General features: G+C 63.9%; 16 protein-coding genes. 6 read left to right on the top strand and 10 right to left on the bottom strand.

All coding sequences use genetic code 11. The features are described from left to right. Positions 1-84: 84 nt before the first annotated feature. Positions 85-1,512 (bottom strand): dipeptidase, encoded by a 1,428-nt coding sequence (locus tag AB0323_RS02770; RefSeq protein WP_366176017.1) that lies wholly within the window; start codon positions 1,510-1,512, stop codon positions 85-87. Between the two features lie 121 nt (positions 1,513-1,633). Here AB0323_RS02770 and AB0323_RS02775 point away from each other — a divergent pair, with 121 nt between their 5' ends. Then, entirely contained in the window at positions 1,634-2,227 is a 594-nt protein-coding gene (locus AB0323_RS02775) for a DUF3043 domain-containing protein (RefSeq protein WP_366176018.1), read from the top strand. Between the two features lie 124 nt (positions 2,228-2,351). On the opposite strand, the gene AB0323_RS02780 is transcribed toward AB0323_RS02775, so the two are convergent. Next, positions 2,352-3,419 (bottom strand): quinone-dependent dihydroorotate dehydrogenase, encoded by a 1,068-nt coding sequence (locus AB0323_RS02780; protein ID WP_366176019.1) that lies wholly within the window; start codon positions 3,417-3,419, stop codon positions 2,352-2,354. Between the two features lie 68 nt (positions 3,420-3,487). Here AB0323_RS02780 and AB0323_RS02785 point away from each other — a divergent pair, with 68 nt between their 5' ends. Genes AB0323_RS02785 through AB0323_RS02795 form a run of 3 tightly spaced genes read left to right on the top strand, consistent with a single transcriptional unit; the run spans position 3,488 to position 7,296 of the window. Beyond that, the gene (locus AB0323_RS02785; RefSeq protein WP_366176020.1) at positions 3,488-5,170 is read left to right on the top strand and encodes an FAD-binding dehydrogenase; all 1,683 of its coding nucleotides are present in this window, start codon (positions 3,488-3,490) and stop codon (positions 5,168-5,170) included. Between the two features lie 9 nt (positions 5,171-5,179). Further along, positions 5,180-6,226 (top strand): alpha/beta hydrolase, encoded by a 1,047-nt coding sequence (locus AB0323_RS02790; protein ID WP_366176021.1) that lies wholly within the window; start codon positions 5,180-5,182, stop codon positions 6,224-6,226. Further along, the gene (locus AB0323_RS02795; protein WP_366176022.1) at positions 6,223-7,296 is read left to right on the top strand and encodes an alpha/beta hydrolase; all 1,074 of its coding nucleotides are present in this window, start codon (positions 6,223-6,225) and stop codon (positions 7,294-7,296) included. Before AB0323_RS02790 ends, AB0323_RS02795 begins: the two co-directional genes overlap by 4 nt. 39 nt (positions 7,297-7,335) lie before the next feature. Here AB0323_RS02795 and AB0323_RS02800 read toward each other — a convergent pair whose 3' ends face one another. The 3 genes from AB0323_RS02800 to leuA all read right to left on the bottom strand — a co-directional run bounded on the left by AB0323_RS02800 (position 7,336) and on the right by leuA (position 10,735). After that, entirely contained in the window at positions 7,336-8,154 is an 819-nt protein-coding gene (locus tag AB0323_RS02800) for an isoprenyl transferase (protein WP_366176023.1), read from the bottom strand. 2 nt (positions 8,155-8,156) lie between these two features. Then, the gene (gene recO, locus AB0323_RS02805; RefSeq protein ID WP_364534736.1) at positions 8,157-8,912 is read right to left on the bottom strand and encodes a DNA repair protein RecO; all 756 of its coding nucleotides are present in this window, start codon (positions 8,910-8,912) and stop codon (positions 8,157-8,159) included. 83 nt (positions 8,913-8,995) lie between these two features. Further along, positions 8,996-10,735 (bottom strand): 2-isopropylmalate synthase, encoded by a 1,740-nt coding sequence (gene leuA, locus AB0323_RS02810; RefSeq protein WP_366176024.1) that lies wholly within the window; start codon positions 10,733-10,735, stop codon positions 8,996-8,998. 251 nt (positions 10,736-10,986) lie between these two features. Here leuA and AB0323_RS02815 point away from each other — a divergent pair, with 251 nt between their 5' ends. Then, positions 10,987-12,939, top strand: a complete 1,953-nt coding sequence (locus tag AB0323_RS02815; RefSeq protein ID WP_366176025.1) for a M13-type metalloendopeptidase — start codon at positions 10,987-10,989, stop codon at positions 12,937-12,939. Positions 12,940-12,963: 24 nt separating this feature from the next. On the opposite strand, the gene AB0323_RS02820 is transcribed toward AB0323_RS02815, so the two are convergent. The 5 genes from AB0323_RS02820 to AB0323_RS02840 form a co-directional block, all read right to left on the bottom strand. Next, positions 12,964-14,541 (bottom strand): LCP family protein, encoded by a 1,578-nt coding sequence (locus tag AB0323_RS02820; RefSeq protein ID WP_366176026.1) that lies wholly within the window; start codon positions 14,539-14,541, stop codon positions 12,964-12,966. A 74-nt stretch (positions 14,542-14,615) separates the two neighbouring features. Next, a complete protein-coding gene (era, locus tag AB0323_RS02825; RefSeq protein ID WP_284752235.1) occupies positions 14,616-15,578 on the bottom strand; it encodes a GTPase Era in 963 nt (320 codons plus the stop codon). Beyond that, a complete protein-coding gene (locus AB0323_RS02830) occupies positions 15,562-16,893 on the bottom strand; it encodes a hemolysin family protein (protein ID WP_364534749.1) in 1,332 nt (443 codons plus the stop codon). The genes era and AB0323_RS02830 overlap by 17 nt, the downstream gene beginning before the upstream one ends. After that, positions 16,890-17,363, bottom strand: a complete 474-nt coding sequence (gene ybeY, locus AB0323_RS02835) for an rRNA maturation RNase YbeY (RefSeq protein ID WP_364534752.1) — start codon at positions 17,361-17,363, stop codon at positions 16,890-16,892. The genes AB0323_RS02830 and ybeY overlap by 4 nt, the downstream gene beginning before the upstream one ends. Beyond that, positions 17,360-18,448: a PhoH family protein gene (locus AB0323_RS02840; RefSeq protein ID WP_366176027.1), complete on the bottom strand. Its 1,089-nt coding sequence runs from the start codon at positions 18,446-18,448 to the stop codon at positions 17,360-17,362. Before AB0323_RS02840 ends, ybeY begins: the two co-directional genes overlap by 4 nt. Positions 18,449-18,868: 420 nt before the next feature. On the opposite strand from AB0323_RS02840, the gene AB0323_RS02845 reads away from it, so the two are divergent. Continuing rightward, positions 18,869-19,756: a GerMN domain-containing protein gene (locus AB0323_RS02845; RefSeq protein ID WP_364534758.1), complete on the top strand. Its 888-nt coding sequence runs from the start codon at positions 18,869-18,871 to the stop codon at positions 19,754-19,756. Positions 19,757-19,783: the final 27 nt, after the last annotated feature.

Raw genomic sequence — 19,783 nt, forward strand, 5'->3', positions numbered from 1 at the left:
CTACGTCGAGCCGGCGCATAGCTATAACTCCTAACGTAACCGGCCGGACCCTTGCCTTGTTCCCGGACCCTTCCAGGCGGCGGCTCAGAGGCCTTCCATGTTCAAACGGGCGAGCATCAGTGCCTCAGCCAGCACAGCATTGCGGAAATCGCCGATGTGAAGGGATTCGTTGGCGCTGTGGGCTCGTGAGTCCGGGTCTTCGACGCCGGTCACCAGGATCTGGACATCGGGATAGGTTTCCGTCAGGTCCGCGATGAACGGTATGGATCCACCGATCCCCATTTCGACGGCGGGCACACCCCAGGCCTCACCCAGCGCCCACATCGCGATCCGTGCCGCAGCCGATGAAGTATCGGTGGAGAAGGCGTTGCCCCGCTCCCCCGGCACGAATGTCACCTTTGCTCCGAAGGGCGCATGCGCCTCCAGATGCCTTCCCACGGCGTCCATGGCGGCATCGGGATCTTGCCCGGGAGCCAAGCGCAGGCTGAACTTCGCCCGCGCGGCGGGGAGCAGCGTGTTGGATGCGACGTCGACGGCGGGCGCGTCGATGCCGATGATGGAGAGCGCGGGCTTTGTCCAAAGCCTTGACGCGATGCTGCCGCTGCCTGCGAGCCGTACGCCGTCGAGCACGGAGGCGTCGGCGCGGTACTGTTCCTCGTCGACGTCCTCTACTACGCCGTCCCTGGCGACCAAGCCCTCGATGGCCACGTTGCCGTCGTCGTCGTGCAGGGTGGCGATGAGGCGGGACAAAAGGGTCGGAGCATCCAGCACGGGACCACCGAACATGCCCGAGTGCACGGCGTGATCCAGGACCCGCACTTCGAAGGTGCCGTCGACCAAGCCGCGGAGACTGGTTGTCAGCGCGGGAACGCCGACTTTCCAGTTGCTTGAATCCGCAACGACGATGACGTCCGCTTCGAGGAGTTCGCGGTGTGTCTCGAGGAAAGTGCGGAACGTGGGCGAACCGGCTTCCTCTTCGCCTTCGAAGAACAACGTGACACCAAGCCCGAAATCGTCTCCCAATACCTGGGTTACCGCCGCATAGGAAGCCAGATGGGCCATGATTCCGGCTTTGTCGTCGGCCGCGCCCCGGCCATAAAGGCGGCCATCGCGTTCCTCGGCCACAAAGGGCTCGGTGTCCCACAAGCTCATGTCGCCCGGCGGTTGCACGTCGTGGTGCGCGTAAAGCAGGATCGTCGCTTTGCCCGGCGCGGCAACGCGGCGCGCAACAATGGCAGGGCCTCCCGGTGTCCCGTCGGCCTTGTCGCAGCGCAGGATTTGAACGTCGCCGAAGCCCGACTGGCGGACCAGCGCCGCGACGGCCTCGGCGCTACGCTCCAGTTCCGCAGGGTCAAAGCTGGGCCAGGCGATCCCCGGGATGGCGACCAAGGCCTTTAAACGGGCCATGGTCTCGTCGAAAGAAGCATCGATGGAGGACTTGAGCGCATCAACATTGATCGTGCCGGAGCCGCCGGAAAAGGTCTGCGGGATCTCCGCATTCATTGAAGTCATGGCGAAAACACTACCGCCGCGAGTGGCGCCGTGGAACCGGACCTGGCGGCGTGGCGGGCGCATTCCCACGGCGGCACGTCACGTCGACTTTGGCGCGGTTCCTGCGGGGTATTCTGTAGTGGTGTTTGGACGTAAAAAGGATGAGCCGAGCGCTCAAGACCAAGTAGACCAGCTTGCCGCCGATGCCGCCGTGAAAGGCCCTGGCAAGGGCGCTCCCACGCCCAAGCGCAAGGAACAGGAAGCGGCCCGCAAGCGGCCCCTCGTGCCGACGGACCGCAAGGCCTCGAAAGAAGCCGAGCGCATTGCCGTGCAGGATCAGCGCCAGAAAATGCGCCAGGCCCTGGACACCGGGGACGAAAAATACCTTCCCCTGCGGGACAAGGGACCCCAGAAGCGTTTTGCGCGCGACTATGTCGATGCGCGTTTCAGCCTGGGTGAGTACTTGATGTTCGGTGCCCTGCTTTTCGTGGTCATCTCCTTCATCATTCCTTCAGGAAGCGACGTCCTGAGCTATATCCTGATCGGCTTCTGGGTCATGTTCCTCGCGGTGTTCGCGGATGTGTTCATCCTTTCCCGCAAGTTGCGCAAGGGCTTGGCGCAGAAGTTCGGCGACGTCGAGCGTGGCACCGTCTGGTACGGCAGCATGCGTTCACTGCAATTCCGTCGCCTGCGCCTGCCGAAGCCGCAAGTGCAGCGGGGCCAGTACCCCGCCTAAGGTCCCCAATCGCCAAGGACAAGAGTCCGACCAAGCAAAAAGACCCTGGAACCGCTGTTCCAGGGTCTTTTTGCTTGACCGCACTTGGTGGTCCGGTGCTCGTCTGCCTGCTTAGCGGCGACGCTTAACTGCGACGTTTGGCCAAGGCCCTGTTGATCCCGGCAGCCCAGAACGGACCTTCGTAGAGGAATGCCGTGTAGCCCTGCACGAGGGTTGCTCCGGCGTCGAGCCTTTCCTGGACGTCGGCCGCGGACTGCACTCCGCCGACCGCGATCAGCACCAGGCCCTCCCCCACGGCGGCCTTCAGCCGGCGCAGTACCTCCAGCGAACGCTCCTTGAGCGGCGCACCGGAGAGCCCGCCGGCGCCGCACGCGTCCACTTTGCCCGGGTCGGAAACCAGGCCTTCCCGGCTGATGGTGGTGTTGGTGGCAATGATCCCGTCGAGCTTGAGGTCCAAGGCGAGGCGGGCGACGTCGTCGATGTCTTCGTCGCTCAGGTCCGGTGCGATCTTGACGAGCAGCGGCACATGGCGGCCGGCGGATTCGTCCGCGGCGTCTCCAACGGCGCGCAGGAGGGGGCGAAGGGTTTCGACGTTCTGGAGCAGGCGCAGTCCCGGAGTGTTGGGCGAGCTGACATTGACTACCAGGTAGTCGGCGGCGGGTGCCAGGCTGCGGGCGCTGACCAAATAGTCCTCGACTGCGTCGTCGAGCTCAACAACCTTGGTCTTGCCGATGTTGACTCCGATCACGGGACGGACTCCCGAATGCGTCCGCTGCAGGGCCGCCCGCGCAGCCTTGAGCCGCGGGGCCACGGCCGCTGCGCCGTCGTTGTTGAAGCCCATGCGGTTGATCACGGCCTTGTCCTCGACCAGGCGGAAAAGCCGTGGCTTCTCATTGCCGGGCTGCGCCTGGCCGGTGATCGTACCCACTTCCACATGGCCGAAGCCCAGCTCAGCGAGGGCCTCGATTCCGTGGCCCTCTTTGTCGAAGCCCGCCGCAAGGCCGAACGGCGACGGGAACGTCAGCCCGAAAGCCTCCGTGCGCAGGGAGGGGTGCGGAGCGGTCATTTTGGCCAGAACGCGTCCTGCGCCTGAGCGGTGTGCAAAGCGGATCGCCTGGAAGCCGATCTTGTGGGCTTTTTCGGCATCCATCCAGGAGAAGGCCAGCTTGAAGAATGTGGGGTAAACGCGCATGGTCCTAGTTTTCCGGTTTACGGGTCGCGCACCAAACCAGCGCGGTTACCGGACGGTAGCATGTACGAATGCCGCACAATCCGCGTGAGGGAGCTCACTCCAAGGCAAACATTGAAGCCGACGTTGTCGTCATCGGGGCGGGACTGTCGGGACTGGTCGCCGCCGCCCAAGCCTATGCCGACGGCAAACGGGTTGCCGTCCTGGACCAGGAGCCGCCCGCCTCCGTGGGCGGCCAGGCACATTGGTCCTTCGGCGGCTTGTTCCTGGTCAACTCCCCGGAGCAGCGGTGGTTGGGCGTCAAGGACAGTGCCGAGCTCGCCTTGGACGACTGGCTCGCGTCCGCGGCGTTTGACCGGCCGGAAGACTCCTGGGCGCGGCTCTGGGCGGAGGCCTACGTGGATTTTGCCGCCGGCGAGAAACGCCGGTGGCTGAGCTCCCTCGGCGTGCGGCTCTTTCCCTTGGTGCAGTGGGCCGAGCGGGGCGGCTATGGTCCCCAAGGCCATGGCAACACGGTCCCGCGGTTCCACGTCACGTGGGGCACGGGACCCGGCGTCGTGCAACCGTTCCTGGCAAAAGTCAACGAAGGCGTGGCCCGCGGAAGGATATCCCTCCACTTCCGGCATCGCGCCACGGAGATTACGACGACGGCGGGCCGCGCCACCGGGGTCGGCGGCGAGATCCTTGAGGCGTCCGGAGCCGGACGCGGCCAAGCGTCGCCAAGGACCGTCGTCGGGCACTTTGCGGCGACTGCGGGAGCGATCATCGTGACTACCGGCGGGATCGGCGGGAACCACGCCACGGTGCGGAAGCAATGGCCGGACAATAGCGCTCCGGAACAGATGCTGAGCGGCGTACCCGCTTCCGTCGACGGCGAGTTCCTCGCTGCCGCCGCAGCCGCCGGCGGTAGGCTCATCAATGGCGACCGCATGTGGCACTACCCCGAAGGCATCCACAACCACTCCCCCGTATGGCCTTCGCACGGCATCCGGATACTTCCCGGTCCGTCGTCGCTGTGGATTGACGCGACGGGACGGCAGTTGCCTGCGCCGCTGTTTCCAGGCTTCGACTCGCTCGGCGCCCTCAGGCATATCCTGGCGGGCGGGCACGGACATTCGTGGTTCGTGTGCAACCGCACCATCGCGCTGAAGGAGTTCGCCCTCTCAGGTTCGGAACAGAACCCGGACCTCACCGGCAAGGACATCAGGCTCCTTGCCTCCAGGCTCAATCCCGGCAGCGATACTCCATTGCGCTTTTTCCTGGACCGTGGCGTGGATTTCCTGCAGGCGGCAACAGCCGCCGGGCTCGCCGCCAAAATGAACTCGTTGACAGGCTCGGCGCTGATTGATCCAGCCCGGCTCGATTCACTCATCAACGACCGGGACCTGCAAGTGGCGAGCGGGCTGGGCAAGGATCCGCAGCTCGCCGCGATCCGGGCGGCCCGGCGTTTCGCCACCGACAAGATCATGCGTGTGGCCCCTCCGCATCGGCTCACCGACCCGGAACACGGTCCCCTCGTCGCTGTCCGGCTCTCCGTCCTGACGCGCAAGAGCCTGGGCGGACTCCAAACAGACCTTCGTTCACGCGTCCTTGGCGATTCCGGAGTTCCCGTCCCGGGCTTGTACGCGGCGGGCGAGGCCGCCGGCTTCGGCGGAGGAGGAATCCATGGCTACCGGGCGTTGGAAGGGACGTTCCTTGGCGGGTGCCTGTTCTCCGGACGTGCAGCCGGGCGCGATGCCGCGGCGAGTGTCTAAGCTGTTCCCATGGAGTGGCAGACCGATATTCTCGGTGCGGACTTTGAGAGTTGCGCATTCGAGGCAACCGGGCCTGATGGAGTTGTCCGGCGCGCAACGCTGGTCCGCCATGTCCCGCGCCAGGGCGCCGGAAGTCCCGGTGATCCTGCTTTGCCGGCCAACCGTTCGGTGCTATTCCTGCACGGTTGGAGCGACTACTTTTTCAATGTCGCCCTCGCGGAGTTCTGGACGGGACAAGGTTTCCAGTTCTATGCGTTGGACATGCACAACCATGGCCGCAGCCTGCAAGCGGACACGCCAGGCGGTTACGTTGAGGACCTGAACGACTACGACGCCGAAATCAGCCAAGCCATTGACATGATCCGCTCGGGAGAGCAGTTTGGCGGGAAGCCCGGCTCGTTGACGCTCATGGGGCATTCCACAGGCGGGCTCGTGGCAGCTTTGTGGGTGAGCAGCCACCCCGGCTCGGTCCAGTACCTCGTCCTTAATAGCCCGTGGCTTGAAATGCACGGAAGTTCCGTGGTCCGCCGCGCAGCCCAGACCATGGTGAAGCCGCTCGCGCGGTTCCGGCCCAAGACAATCCTGCGCTTGCCCGAACGAGGGTTCTATTACCGGAGCATCAGCAGCTCGGCCGAGGGAGAATGGCTCCTCGACGACAAGTACCGTCCGCCGTTGGCTTTCCCCATGCGGGCCGGTTGGCTCAGTGCGGTCCTCAGCGGCCACACGAGGGTAGCCCGAGGGCTGAGGATAGACATCCCGATCCTGGTCTTGATTTCCGGGGCGAGCGCCAACGGCATGGTCTGGCAGGAGTCAATGCGGCATTCGGACGCCGTCCTGGACGTCAACACCATGGCCGTCCGTGCCATGACCCTCGGCCGGACCGTCACCCTGGAACGGGTGGACGGCGGCCTCCACGACGTGTTCCTGTCGGCCGGTCCGGTGCGGGCCGATGCCTACGACAGGCTTGCGCGGTGGATTCACGGGTACATTGCCAATGGGCCACGGACGGTACCTCCGGCAGGCCACGAGCTTGGACAACCGGGGGAAACGCCATGACTACGGAACTGGGGTTGCCGGTCTGGCAACAGGACTTTCTCGGCGGTGGTTTCGAGGCCTTGGAGCTCGAACTTCCACCGGATGAGGAGGGGCCGGTCTGCGCCACCCTCGTCCGATACGTCCGTCCGGTGCCCGCAACCTCGGCGCCCCACGGCCTCCTGGATGCGCTGACGGCATTCACTCGACGTCGGCGCCGGAGCGACGTTCCCGTCACCCAGGGGCCACCGCGGGTGGTGTTGTATCTCCACGGCTGGGCCGACTACTTCATGCAGACCGAGTTGGCTGAGTTCCTGGGCGCCTCCGGATTCCATTTCTATGCGCTTGACCTGCGCAAGTTCGGGCGGAGCCTGCGGCCGGGCCAGACTCCCGGCTACACCACGGACCTGTCGGTCTACGACGAAGACCTCGACGCCGCCCTGCAAGCCATCCAGCGGGATATCGCCGAGCTGACAGGCAGCGCGGAGGCACCCACCATCCACCTCGTGGCCCATTCGCTGGGCGGCCTGATCGCGGCGTTGTGGGCTCACCGGAATCCCGGCCGGATTGCCACGCTGACGTTGAATTCGCCATGGTTGGAGCTCCAAGGCAGCAGCCTGATCCGCAGCATCGCCATGCACGTGGTGGAGCCGTTTGCGCGCACCGACCCCAAGCGTCCTTTCCGTTTCCCCGAGATGCCGGCTTACTGGGAAAGCGTGAGCAACCTGGCCCACGGCGAGTGGACCCTTGATCCGGAATGGAGGCCGCGGGCTTCCTTCCCGATCCGCGCAGGGTGGACAAAGGCAGTCCTGGCGGGCCACGCCGCCGTCGAGCGCAAACTAAATATCGACGCTCCGGTGCTCGTGCTGCTTTCCGGCCGGACCCGGATCCAGGCTGAGTGGACCGCGGAGCTCATGCGCGTCGACGCCGTGATCGACGTCGAGCAGACTGCCCGCCGGGCGCTGGGCCTCGGGCGCCGGACGGCGGTATTCCGCTACCCGGGTGCACTCCACGATGTGTTCCTGTCACGGCGCACCGTCCGGCAGCAGGCCTACAGGGACGTGGCCATCTGGTTGGCTTCCTATCCGGACTGAGGGGTTTCACAGCACGCTTGTGCCCGCTTGGTGCCGCGGTCAGCGGGGCGCCGCAGCGTCCACCGCGCCTCCGTAGCGCCGATCCCGTTTGGCATAGATCTCGACGGCGTCCCACAGGGTCCTGCGGTCGACGTCGGGCCATAGCGTATCCATGAAGACGAATTCCGCGTAGGCCGATTGCCACAAGAGGAAGTTCGAAAGGCGCTGCTCGCCGGAGCTCCGCAGGAACAGGTCCACATCCGGAAGGTCCGGTTCATCGAGGTACTTCTGGATGGTCTTCTCGGTGACAGAGCCGGGCTTCAAACGGCCGTCGGCAACATCCCGGGCAATCGCAGCCACGGCATCGGCGATCTCGGCCCGGCCACCGTAGTTAACACACATGGTCAAGGTGCACGTGTCGTTGCCGCGCGTGTAGTCCTCGGCTTCCTCCAGTTCCTTGATGACGGAACCCCAGAGCTTGGGCCGCCGCCCTGCCCAGCGGATCCGCACTCCCCAATCATCGAGCTGGTTGCGCTGCCGGCGTAGCACATCCTTGTTAAATCCCATGAGGAAGCGCACTTCTTCAGGAGAACGGCGCCAGTTTTCGGTGGAGAAAGCGTAGACACTGACGTACTTGATGCCAAGTTCGATCGCACCCGCCATCACATCCAGCAAGGCCGGCTCTCCGGCCTTGTGGCCTTCGATGCGCGGGAGGCCGCGTTGGTTCGCCCAGCGGCCGTTGCCGTCCATGACGATGGCCACGTGCCGCGGTACCAGCTCGGCAGGGATGGCCGGCGGCTTGGCGCCTGAGGGGTGGTGGTAGGGGGCCCTCACCGGGGTGGTCCGCGCCGTTGCCGTCTTCTTTTTTCCCAGTGCCACTTTCAGCTTCGCTCCACATGTTTGAGGGACTTCAATGCTCGTTCAAGATGCCATTGCAGGTAGCTTGCCACCAATCCGGCGGCCTCCCGGCGATGCAAGGTTTCGGACACATCCGCAGTTGTCCAGTCCCCCGTCAGCAGCGCGCCCAGCAGAATGACGGTTTCCGGTGCCGGCGCCGGCGAACCGGGCGGGCGGCAGTCGTGGCAGATCATTCCGCCCAACGGAGCGGAAAAAGCCATGTGCGGACCGCTCGCCCCGCAGCGGGCGCAATCCGTGAAACTTGGCGCCCAACCGCCTGTCGCCAAGGCGCGGAGCAGGTAGGAATCGAGAATGAGCTCCGGCGGGTGGTCGGAACGGCTCAACGCGGCAAGAGCCCCGACAAGCAGGTTGTATTGGGCGGTTCCCGAATCGGCGTCGGCATCCGTCAGCTTTTCTGCGGTCTCCGTCATGGCAGCAGCGACGGTATACCGGGAGTAATCTGCGGCGATCGAGCTCCCGTAGGCTCCCTTGGCGACAGCCTGCGTGACGATGTCCAGGGTCCGGCCGGCAACGAGTTGCAGGTCAGCCACCATGAACGGCTCCAAGCGGGCCCCGAACCGGCTGCTGGTTCTACGTACGCCCTTGGCAACCGCCCTTACTTGTCCGTGGTGCTTTGTCAGCAAAGTGATGATGCGGTCCGCTTCGCCCAGCTTATGGGTGCGCAGCACTACGGCATCGTCCCGATAGGACCGCGCTGCAAACGACGAAGGATTGGCCACAGTTAATCTTCGCACCACACCGGGCCTGATCGGGTCCGGTGAAGCCGTGCGGCGCCGTGTTGCGGGCGCCGCACGGCAAATGGCTATGCCCGGACAGCCCTGATCGCGCGGTTGACGGCAGAGATGACTGCCTTGAGCGCTGCGGTGCTGGTGTTGGGATCGATACCGACACCCCAGAGGACCCGCTCGCCAACGGCGCATTCCACGTAAGCGGCGGCGGTGGCGCTGCCACCTTCGGAAAGGGCGTGTTCCGTGTAGTCCAGGACGCGGACGTCCACGCCGTCTTGTCGCAGGATGTCCAGCATCGCCGCGATCGGTCCGTTGCCCGTTCCGGTTCGCTGGACTACCGAGCCGTCAACGCGAAGGGCTGCATGCAGGGTGAGCTCGCCGGACTCATCGGTCTCGGTGCGGATGGAACCCAGCGAATAGCGTCCCCACTGGCCATCGGGTGTGCTGGCCGGCAGGTACTCGTCCTGGAACATTGCCCACAACTGGGCGCCGCTGACTTCGCCGCCCACGGTGTCGGTGCGGTGCTGGATGACGCCGGAGAATTCGATTTGTGCCCGGCGCGGCAGGTCCAGGCTGTGTTCGTTCTTGAGCAAGTACGCCACACCGCCCTTTCCGGACTGCGAGTTGACGCGGATGACTGCCTCGTAGCTGCGGCCCAGGTCCTTGGGATCGATCGGCAGATACGGAACCTGCCACGTGAAGTCGTCCACGGCCTTGCCGGCAGCGGCAGCGTCCCTTTCAAGGGCTTCGAAACCCTTCTTGATGGCGTCCTGGTGCGAACCGGAGAATGCCGTGAACACCAGGTCCCCGCCATACGGGGAACGTTCGGGGACGGGCAGCTGGTTGCAGTACTCCACGGTCCGACGGACTTCGTCGATGTCCGAGAAGTCGATCATCGGATCGACGCCTTGAACGAACATGTTCAGGCCCAGGGTGACCAGGTCCACATTGCCGGTACGCTCGCCGTTGCCGAACAAGCAGCCCTCGATGCGGTCGGCGCCGGCCAGGTAGCCCAATTCCGCGGCGGCTACGCCGGTGCCGCGATCGTTGTGCGGGTGGAGGGAGATGATGATGCCGTCACGGGGATGCAGGTTCCGGTGCATCCATTCGATGGAGTCCGCGTAGACATTGGGAGTGGCCATTTCCACCGTCGCAGGCAGGTTGATGATGACCTGCTTGTCAGCGGAGGCTTCGAAAACGTCGGCGATTGCGTTGCAAACACGCGCTGCGTACTCAAGCTCGGTTCCGGTGAAGGACTCCGGCGAGTACTCGTACGTGATGTGGGTGTCCGTGAGGGTTTCCTCGTACTTCTTGCACAAGCGGGCACCTTGCAGGGCGATGTCCAGGATGCCGTCCTCGTCCTGGTTGAACACGACGCGGCGCTGCAGGACCGACGTGGAGTTGTACAGGTGGACGATCGCCTGCTTGGCGCCCACGAGGGATTCATACGTGCGCTCGATCAGGTGTTCACGCGCCTGGGTCAGGACCTGGATGGAGACGTCATCCGGAATGTGGCCGCCTTCGATGAGCTGGCGTACGAAGTCGAAGTCGGTCTGCGAGGCGGACGGGAAGCCGACCTCGATTTCCTTGTAGCCCATCTTCACCAGCAGCTGGAACATTTTCAGCTTGCGGGCCGGGCTCATGGGGTCGATCAGGGCTTGGTTGCCGTCACGGAGGTCCACAGCGCACCAGCGCGGAGCCTTGGTGATGACCTTGTCCGGCCAGGTGCGGTCCGGCAGGTCGACCTTGATCTGGTCCTGGAAAGGGACGTACCGGTGAATGGGCATTCCGGAGGGCTTTTGTGCGTTGCGCATGTCTTGGGGCCTTTTCTCTTAATCTTTGATGGAAGATTGGCCGGGCATAGCTAACTCCGCAGCGAGGGTTGGCCTAGCGAATGATCGCTTACGAGGCCCCGCCGCGGCAGCTAAGGAGAAGCATTCCTGCACGCACCATTTCACAGTAACACGGGTGCGTATGATGACAATGCAATACCAGAAGCAACGTCCACTATGCAGACGCGGGAACGGTGGTGAGCCGGATCCGATCGTCGTCCGAAGGAGTTCTTGTGCCACAGTCGGGGATCACACTGTCCAATATCGATGAAAGCGTCAGGCCGCAGGACGACCTTTACCAGCACGTCAACGGGGCGTGGCTGAAGTCGACGGTCATCCCCGACGACCGGCCGCTTGAGGGAACGTTCACCGCGTTGCGGGATGGCGCTGAACTGGCAGTCAAAGCGATCATCGAGGAAGCTGCCGCAAAGGGCGAAGACGCCAGCGGCATCGAACGCAAAGTAGGCGGGCTCTACAACAGCTTCATGGACGAGGAGGCCGCCGAGGCCAAGGGCATGGAGCCCATCCGCGCCCGGCTCGCGGAGGTCTTTGCCACGGCTTCGCCAGCCGACGTGGTTGCCCTGACCGGGCGGCTGTTCCGCTCGGATGTTTCCGGACTCTTCTCCATCTATCCTGCTCCCGACGCCGGGAACCCGGACCGGGTCCTGTTGTACATCGGTCAGGGCGGCCTGGGGCTTCCCGACGAGTCGTACTATCGGGACGCGAAGTTCGAAGGCATTGTCAGCGCTTATGCGAAATACGTCGCCAAACTCTTCGGCCTGGCAGGCATTCCCGACGCCGACAATGCCGCCGCGCGCGTTGTCGCCCTTGAAAAGGCCCTTGCCTCGCATCATTGGGACAACGTCACCCTCCGCGATCCCCAGAAGACCTACAACCTCAAGACCGCGGAAGAGGGCCGTGAGCTGTTCCCGTACCTTGACTCGTGGTTCGATTCGGCCCGCATCGAGGGAGACAAATTCACCGAGCTGGTGGTGAGTACTCCCGATTTCTTCACGGGTGCGTCCGCCCTCGTCGAGTCGGAGTCCCTTGCCACGTGGCAGGAGTGGCTTGCCCTGCGTGTGCTCAATGCCGCCGCCCCCTATCTTTCGTCGGCATTCGTGGAGGCAAACTTCGATTTCTACGGCACCACCCTGAGTGGCACTCCGCAGAACAAGGACCGCTGGAAGCGCGGAGTCGCCGTCGTCGAAGCCGCCCTGGGCGAGGCGGTAGGCCAGATCTACGTGGAGCGGCACTTCCCCGAAGGTTACAAGGCCAGGATGCAGACGTTGGTTGCCCGACTGATCGAGGCTTACCGCCAGAGCATCACGGCGCTCGACTGGATGGGCGAGGACACCAAGGCCGAAGCGCTGAAAAAGCTCGAGGCCTTCCGGCCGAAGATTGGTTTCCCGGACAAGTGGATCGACTATTCCGCCGTCGACATTGATCCGACTGATCTTCTGGGCAACGTCGAGCGGGCGCACAACGCCGACGTCGACCGTCACCTCGATGAGGTCGGCAAGCCGGTCGATCTCGACAAGTGGCTCATGACGCCGCAGACCGTCAACGCGTACTACCACCCGATGCTGAACGAGATTGTCTTCCCCGCTGCGATCCTGCAGCCGCCCTTCTTCACAGCGGAGGCTGACGACGCGGTCAACTACGGCGGTATCGGCGCGATCATCGGCCATGAAATCGGCCATGGCTTCGACGATCAAGGCTCACAGTTCGACGGAAGTGGAGCGCTGCGGAATTGGTGGAGCGAGGAGGACCGCAAGGCTTTCGAAGCACTGGCGGCGAAGCTCGTGGCCCAGTTCGACGCCCTTGCCCCCTATGCAGCTCCGGACCACAAGGTCAACGGGAAGCTCACGCTCGGCGAAAACATCGGTGATCTGGGCGGCCTGACCATCGCCTACAAGGCTTACCTCTTGAGCCTTGACGGTGCGGAGCCGCCCGTTCTCGATGGCCTGACCGGCCGGCAGCGCTTCTTCATGTCCTGGGCTGCCGGCTGGCGCCAGGTCATCCGTCCTGAGGAAGCGATCCGGCGCGTCGCCACGGACCCGCACTCTCCCAACGAGTTCCGGACCAATGCCATCGCCAAGAACCTTGACTCGTTCCATGAGGCGTTCGCGGTGGAAGCCGGGGATGGCATGTGGCTCTCGCCCGGGGACCGCGTCAGTATCTGGTAGCCAGCAAGGGCTTTTCCTGTGCTGCTACCTCGGGATGAGTGCGGGGTTGACCGCCTGGCATTTCACGTCGCCTGCGGTCTGCTTGACGACGTCGGACGGAACGGAGGCAACCCCGTACTTGGTCCCTGAATCGAAGTCACTGCCGATGTAGACCTGGACTCCGACGACACCGTTGGATGGATCGACTTGTGAGGCCGGGATCCCCAGGAGATTCGCGACATCCGGCGCGACGTCGGCATAGCCGGCCCCGTAATAGACGACGGTCTTGGGCACCGCGGCCGCAAGGAAGTGTGCGGCTTTCGTGAATCCGCCGCCTACCAGGGCGGCGGCGATCTCCTGGCCGCGGGAGGCGACGCCTGTTCCGTCGGCAACGGTCACTGGCTGAAGGGCCTTGTCATAGGCGGGAACAGCGGGAGCGCTCGGTGCCGGCGCCGCGCTGCTGGACGGGGCGCCAGGCGCGGCCGCCGAGGGACTGGCCGATGGGGTGGCCGTGGCCCCCGGGTTTGTCAGGTCCAGGTTCGCGCGCATGGCGGCGAACAGCTGGGAGGCCTGCGGTTGGACCAATTCGAGCCTGTTGGGATCGACGGCGGCGGGCTGGGTGGGAACGGAGACGAACGCAACCTTGGACAAGTCAACGTCCTTGAGGCGGCTCCCGATCGTCAGGAGCGACTGGACGGACGCAAGGCCTTCGTCCACGGTGAGGTTCTTTGTCACGGCATCCGCGATGGACAGCAGGCTCTGCGGATTGCCGAGCGTGCCGTCAGATTTGATCTTCCGGGTCAATGCGGAAAGGAAACCCTGCTGGGCCTGGATGCGGCCGAGGTCGCTTCCGTCGCCAAAACCGTGGCGGGTCCGGAGGAAGGCCAAGGCCTGCTCCCCCTGGACCTTCGATGTTCCCTTGGGGAGCCGGAGCCCGGAGTCGGGATCGTAGACGGCATCGCTCACGCAAACGTCGACTCCGCCTACGGCGTTGGACAGCTCCTTGACGGCGTTGAAGTCGGCCATCATGAAGTGGTCGATTTGCAGTCCCATGAGTTTGTTCACTGTATCGACGGCGCAACCGATCCCGGCTTCCGCCATGGCCGAGTTGATCATGACGTTGGAATGGGCTTGATAGACGGTATTGGTTTTGGGATCAGTGCACTTCGGAACATTCACCAGGAGGTCGCGGGGAATGCTGGTGAGGCTCACCCTCTTGTTGTCCGCTGAAATGTCCAGCACCATCATGACATCCGACTGGCCATAGCCGGCGGAGTCCTGGGTGGATCCGTATTGCGAATTCTTCCCGTCCCTGGTGTCGGAACCGAGGATGAGGATCTGCAAGCGGTCGGTGGCATCGTTCGCGGCGGCCTCCGTCCTCGGTGCGCCTGCCGACAACGGTGCCGTGCTGATGTTCGACTGCAAGCGGATGACCCAGTAGGCGGCGAAAGCGATACCGGCGACCAACAGCATTGACACCGTCACGGCAGTGATCTTGAGCCAGGGCGGGAGGCCCTTGGGAGCATTCATGTGGCGGGGGGTGCCGGGAGCTTCCCCGTGGCGTGCAGCGCCGGGGGCACCAATGGTGCCGGGCTCCTGAACGCGTGCATCGCGACGTCGCACGACTCGCTCAACCTTTCCTCGGAAAATGGGATTCGGACCATTTTACGAGCCCAAACTGGGAACTTCCCCAGCGCTTAGAATCCCAGCTTCACGAGTTGCTTCGGGTCGCGCTGCCAGTCCTTGGCCACTTTCACATGCAGGTCGAGGTAGATCTTGGTTCCCAACAGGGCCTCAATGCCCTTGCGTGCGTTCGTTCCGACCTCGCGCAGCCGGCTTCCGGCCTTGCCGATGATGATGGCCTTCTGGGACGGGCGTTCAACGTACAAATTCACCCGCACGTCGAGGAGCGGGTTGTCTTCGGAGCGGCCTTCGCGGGGCAGGATTTCCTCCACCACCACGGCCAGGGAGTGCGGAAGCTCGTCACGGACGCCTTCCAGGGCTGCTTCCCGTATGAGTTCGGCGACCATGACAGCCTCCGGCTCATCAGTGAGTTCACCGTCCGGGTAGAGAGGCGGAGAAGGAGGCATGTGGCCGATGAGGACGTCGGCGACCGTATTGACCTGGAAGCCGTCGGTCGCGGAAACCGGAACGATATCGGCCCAGCCTTGTTCGCCAAGGACTTCGCGGCCCAGCGCGGCTACGGCCAGGAGCTGCTCGGTCAAGGCCTGGCGGTCCACGAGGTCGGTCTTGGTGACAAGTGCGATGATCGGCTTGCGTCCGACGGCGGCCAGCTGGGCTGCAATGTACTTGTCGCCCGGTCCGATCTTCTCGTTGGCGGGCAGGCAAAAACCAATGGCGTCGACTTCGGAGAGGGTGTCCGCGACGAGATCGTTGAGCCTCTTGCCAAGAAGGGTACGCGGGCGGTGAAGGCCCGGAGTGTCCACGAGGATAAGCTGGGCGTCCTCGCGATGGACAATGCCGCGGATCGTGTGCCTTGTGGTCTGCGGCTTTGCCGAGGTGATGGCCACCTTCTGCCCGACCAAAGCGTTGGTGAGGGTGGACTTGCCGGCATTGGGCCGGCCCACAAGAACCGAGAAGCCTGCGTGGAAGCCGCCGAAGTCCTGATCGGCGTCGAACTTCTTATTGTGCTTGCTCACGTGGAACTCCCTGTTGCGTTGTGTCGGCCTCGTCGAGAAGGTCTTCAAGGTCAGTGTCTTCTTTTGGAATGGCTGCCGCAATGATATGGCTGACCCGGTTTCGCCGGCCTTCCAGCCTATCGGCTTTCAAGGAGATCCCATCCACCTCCACCGCGCTGCCTACGATCGGCACCTTGCCCAGGGTCTTGGCCAGGAGGCCGCCCACTGTGTCCACTTCGTCGTCGTCGAGGTCAATGTCGAAAAGTTCGCCGAGGTCATCGATGCTCATCCGTGAGCTGACGCGATACGTGCCATCTCCCAAGTCAGTGACCTCCGCATCGTTGGAGTCGTACTCATCCACGATCTCCCCCACGAGTTCCTCGATAAGGTCCTCCAGCGTCACCAGTCCGGCTGTGCCGCCGTATTCGTCAATGACCACAGCCACATGGGTGGACTCTTGCTGCAGCTCGCTTAGGAGGTCGCTGACAGGCTTTGATTCGGGAACGAAACGTGCCTCGCGGGCTATGGCATCAACGTCCTGGCGCGCCGATGGCTGTTCCGGGCGGTGCAATGCGGCGGCAACGTCCTTCAAGTAGAGAATGCCGCGGATTTGGTCCGCGTTCTCGCCGATGACCGGGATCCTTGAGTACCCGGAGCGCAGGAACAGGGCCATGGCCTGTTCCAGGCTGGAGCCGGACTCGATGCTCACAATGTCCGTTCGGGGCACCATCACCGAGCGCACCAGGGTGTCGCCGAAATCGAAGACCGACTGGATGAGTTCGGCCTCGCTGTCCTCGATCATGTCGGATTCCGTGGCCCTGTCGACGAGTTCACGGAATTCTTCCTCGCTGAAGAAGGCCTCATCGCCGCTGGGCGCTCCGGGTGCCACGACGCTGCCGATCCTCACGAGCCAGCCTGGAATGGGACCCAGGATCCAGCACAGGAACCTGATGAGCGGGGCCGAGTAGCGGACCACGCCGCCTGAGTGGGCGCGTCCGAGCTGGCGGGGCGAGACGCCCACCAAAACGAAACCAATGACGGCCATGATGCCCGTCGCCGCCAGACCGGCAAGCCAGACGTTTTCGAGGAGGCTGTGCATGACGACGGCGACGGCCACCGCGGCAGCCATTTCGAACCAGACCCGCCAGAACCGCAGCGCGCGAATGTGCGCAATGGGCTGGGCGAGGATACTGCGAAGGGAATTCCCCCGGCTCCTGACGACGGCTTGCTCCGCGTCGTGCCGCGGCAGGAACGTGAAGGCAGCCTCAGCCGCGGTCAGCAGGGCGACGAAACTGAGGAACACCAACGCCATCCCGACCAGGATGAGCGAGGTCACAGCATGGTCTCCATGGGGGCGTCCTTGCCAAGGAACGCGGACAGCAGCTCACGCTGCAGGCCGAACATCTCTTCCCTTTCCTCCGGTTCGGCGTGGTCGAAACCGAGCAGGTGGAGGATTCCGTGCGTGCAGAGCAGGAGCATTTCATCCTGCGTGGAATGACCTGCGTTGCGCGCCTGTACTTCGGCGACCTGGGGGCAGATGGCGATGTCGCCCAGCATGCCCTGCGGAGCCGGCTTACCCGGTGTCCCCGGCGTCAACTCATCCATCGGAACAGACAGGACATCGGTAGCGCCGGGTTCGTCCATGAGCTCGATGTGGAGCTTTTCCATGGCAGGTTCATCCACCAGGAGGATGGAAAGTTCGGCCTGGGGGTGAATGTAGAGCCGCTCGAAGATGAAGCGTGAAAGCGTCACCAATTGGGCCTCGTCCACCTGGACGCCGGACTCGTTGTTGACCTCGATGCTCATCGGTGTTCTCCCCGTTTGTCGTGGATCGGCGTGTGCTGGGCACGCACCCGGTGCTTTTCATCCCATGTGCTGTAGGCGGACACAATGTCGGCGACGAGCCGGTGCCTGACGACGTCGGAAGCGTCCAACATCGTAAAGTTCACGCCTTCGATCCCGCTGAGGATTTCCTGGACAATGCGCAGGCCGGAGGTGGCGCCGAAGGGCAGGTCCACCTGGGTGATATCCCCCGTGACGACCATCTTGGAGCCGAAGCCCAGGCGGGTCAGGAACATCTTCATCTGTTCCGCGGTGGTGTTCTGGGCCTCATCAAGGATGATGAACGCGTCGTTGAGCGTGCGGCCGCGCATGTACGCAAGCGGCGCGACCTCAATGGTCCCGGCAGCCATGAGGCGCGGGATGGATTCCGGGTCCATCATGTCGTGCAAGGCGTCGTACAAAGGGCGCAGATACGGGTCGATCTTGTCGCTCAATGTTCCCGGCAGGAAGCCGAGTCGCTCTCCCGCCTCGACGGCAGGACGCGTGAGGATGATGCGGCTGACTTCCTTGAGCTGCAGTGCCTGAACGGCTTTGGCCATCGCGAGGTACGTCTTGCCGGTGCCTGCAGGGCCGATCCCGAAGATGACGGTGTTGTCGTCGATGGCGTCGACATAGTTCTTCTGGTTGAGCGTCTTGGGGCGGATGGTGCGCCCGCGGCTCGAAAGGATGTTGTGGGTCAGCACTTCCACGGGGTTTTGCAGCGACTGGCTGCGCAACAAGGACACAAGCTGCTGCAGCACGTCCGGGGTGATGACCGTCCCCTTGCCGACCAGGCCGCGGACTTCTTCCAGAAGCCGCATGATCCGGGGAACATCGCTTGACGGTCCGCTGAAGGAAAGCTCGTTGCCGCGCACATGGAAGTCGACGCCGGGGAACTGCGCTTCGATGTAGCGCAACGCCTCGTCATGGCTGCCAAGGGTCTGAACCATCTGATCCGAGTTGTCGAAGATGACAACTTCCGTCCGGGCGCCCGGGACAGAGTGCGGGAACTCGGCCGGACCTGTGTCAACGCTGCCGGCCTTGGGCCGCCCGTTCAATGATTCTGTCATAGTGCTGGCCTTGCGGCCTGTGCTCCTCCGGCTTGGTGATGTCCATCGATTTTCTCCGATGTCCGTCTGCTGGATGGGCGCAGGATCGCGGGCCTCGGATGCATTCAATCCTACGCCAGCCAGTCCCGGGGGTGGTTCCGGACCGTGCCCGGCGGGCTGCGGACGGCCGATCGGCGCCGCTTTGGTATCAACTCGGCATCGACCTCGTATCAATCGCATTGCAGTTGCCCGCCGGAGCATCGAAACGCCAGCCGGGGCCCATGGGACTATGACAAGCTGATTCATGGGCAAAAATGCCCCGGCGCCCGGCCCCCGGGCGCATGACTCCCCCGCACCACAGCGGCCGAACACGAGCAGGAATCCACCATCACCAGGCCAGCCGGGATTTCACACGGCACACGCATCCGGAAACGTTCCGCCATGCTTGTGACCGCCCTGACGGCTGCCTTGTTCCTGTCGGGTTGCATTGCCGACCGCACCGTACAGGGATCCACGACGGCGGTCCCCGCCCCGACAGCTGCGCTGCAGACGGCCCCGGACAGCAATGCTCCGCTCGAAACAACCCAGGCCTCAAACAAGATCCCCGTGTATTGGATCGGGCGCAGCGACACGGACACCTTCCTGTACCGCGAGTTCCGTGACAACCCGGGCAATGAGAACCCCATCACCACGGCCCTGCGGATCATGATGTCCCAGAAGCCGCTGGATCACGATTTCTTCACTCCGTGGCAGAACCCGGGCAGCCTGGCGACCTCCATTTCCGGTAAGAACGTGGTCACTGTCGATGTTTCCCGCGACGCGTTCAATTCCAATCTCGACGCCGGGACGGCCCAGCGGGCGGTCCAGGAACTCGTCTACACCGCTACCGCTGCGGCCGCGAGTTCAGGCCTGATCGATTCCGGACAGCAGATCAAAGTGACCATCCTCGTGGACGGACACACGGACTACATGGCATTCGGACAGGTCAAACTCGGCGATCCGATGGTCCGCGACGCATCCATGGTTGCACCCGTGTGGATCATCGACCCGCAGGAGGATCTGACCTTGCTTGCCGGTCCGGTCAAGTTCAACGGCCGGAGCACGGATCCCTCGAAGAAACTGCACTGGCAAATCCTTCGGGAGAATTCAAACGGCGATAAGTCGTCCTACCTCACCGGGCAGACCACGGCTTCGACCGTTCCGGGACAAGGCGGGGTCTTCAGCTTCACAGTGGGGCTCGGAGCGGGCCGCTATGAACTGCGGGTTTCCTTGGTGGGACCCAACGACGCGGACGTCGCGACGGATACCCGGAGTTTCAACGTTCGCTAAGGCCGATCGCTGGACAAGGACGTGCGC

Origin of the sequence: Arthrobacter sp. NPDC080031 (assembly GCF_040702485.1) — a bacterium.
Classification (GTDB): domain Bacteria; phylum Actinomycetota; class Actinomycetes; order Actinomycetales; family Micrococcaceae; genus Arthrobacter.

Coding starts and splice junctions, on each gene's coding strand:
- AB0323_RS02770 (WP_366176017.1), bottom strand. CDS start 1,512: ATGACTTCAATGAATGCGGAGATCCCGCAGACCTTTTCCGGCGGCTCC.
- AB0323_RS02780 (WP_366176019.1), bottom strand. CDS start 3,419: ATGCGCGTTTACCCCACATTCTTCAAGCTGGCCTTCTCCTGGATGGAT.
- AB0323_RS02785 (WP_366176020.1), top strand. CDS start 3,488: ATGCCGCACAATCCGCGTGAGGGAGCTCACTCCAAGGCAAACATTGAA.
- AB0323_RS02790 (WP_366176021.1), top strand. CDS start 5,180: ATGGAGTGGCAGACCGATATTCTCGGTGCGGACTTTGAGAGTTGCGCA.
- AB0323_RS02795 (WP_366176022.1), top strand. CDS start 6,223: ATGACTACGGAACTGGGGTTGCCGGTCTGGCAACAGGACTTTCTCGGC.
- leuA (WP_366176024.1), bottom strand. CDS start 10,735: ATGCGCAACGCACAAAAGCCCTCCGGAATGCCCATTCACCGGTACGTC.
- ybeY (WP_364534752.1), bottom strand. CDS start 17,363: ATGAGCATCGAGGTCAACAACGAGTCCGGCGTCCAGGTGGACGAGGCC.
- AB0323_RS02840 (WP_366176027.1), bottom strand. CDS start 18,448: ATGACAGAATCATTGAACGGGCGGCCCAAGGCCGGCAGCGTTGACACA.
- AB0323_RS02845 (WP_364534758.1), top strand. CDS start 18,869: ATGCTTGTGACCGCCCTGACGGCTGCCTTGTTCCTGTCGGGTTGCATT.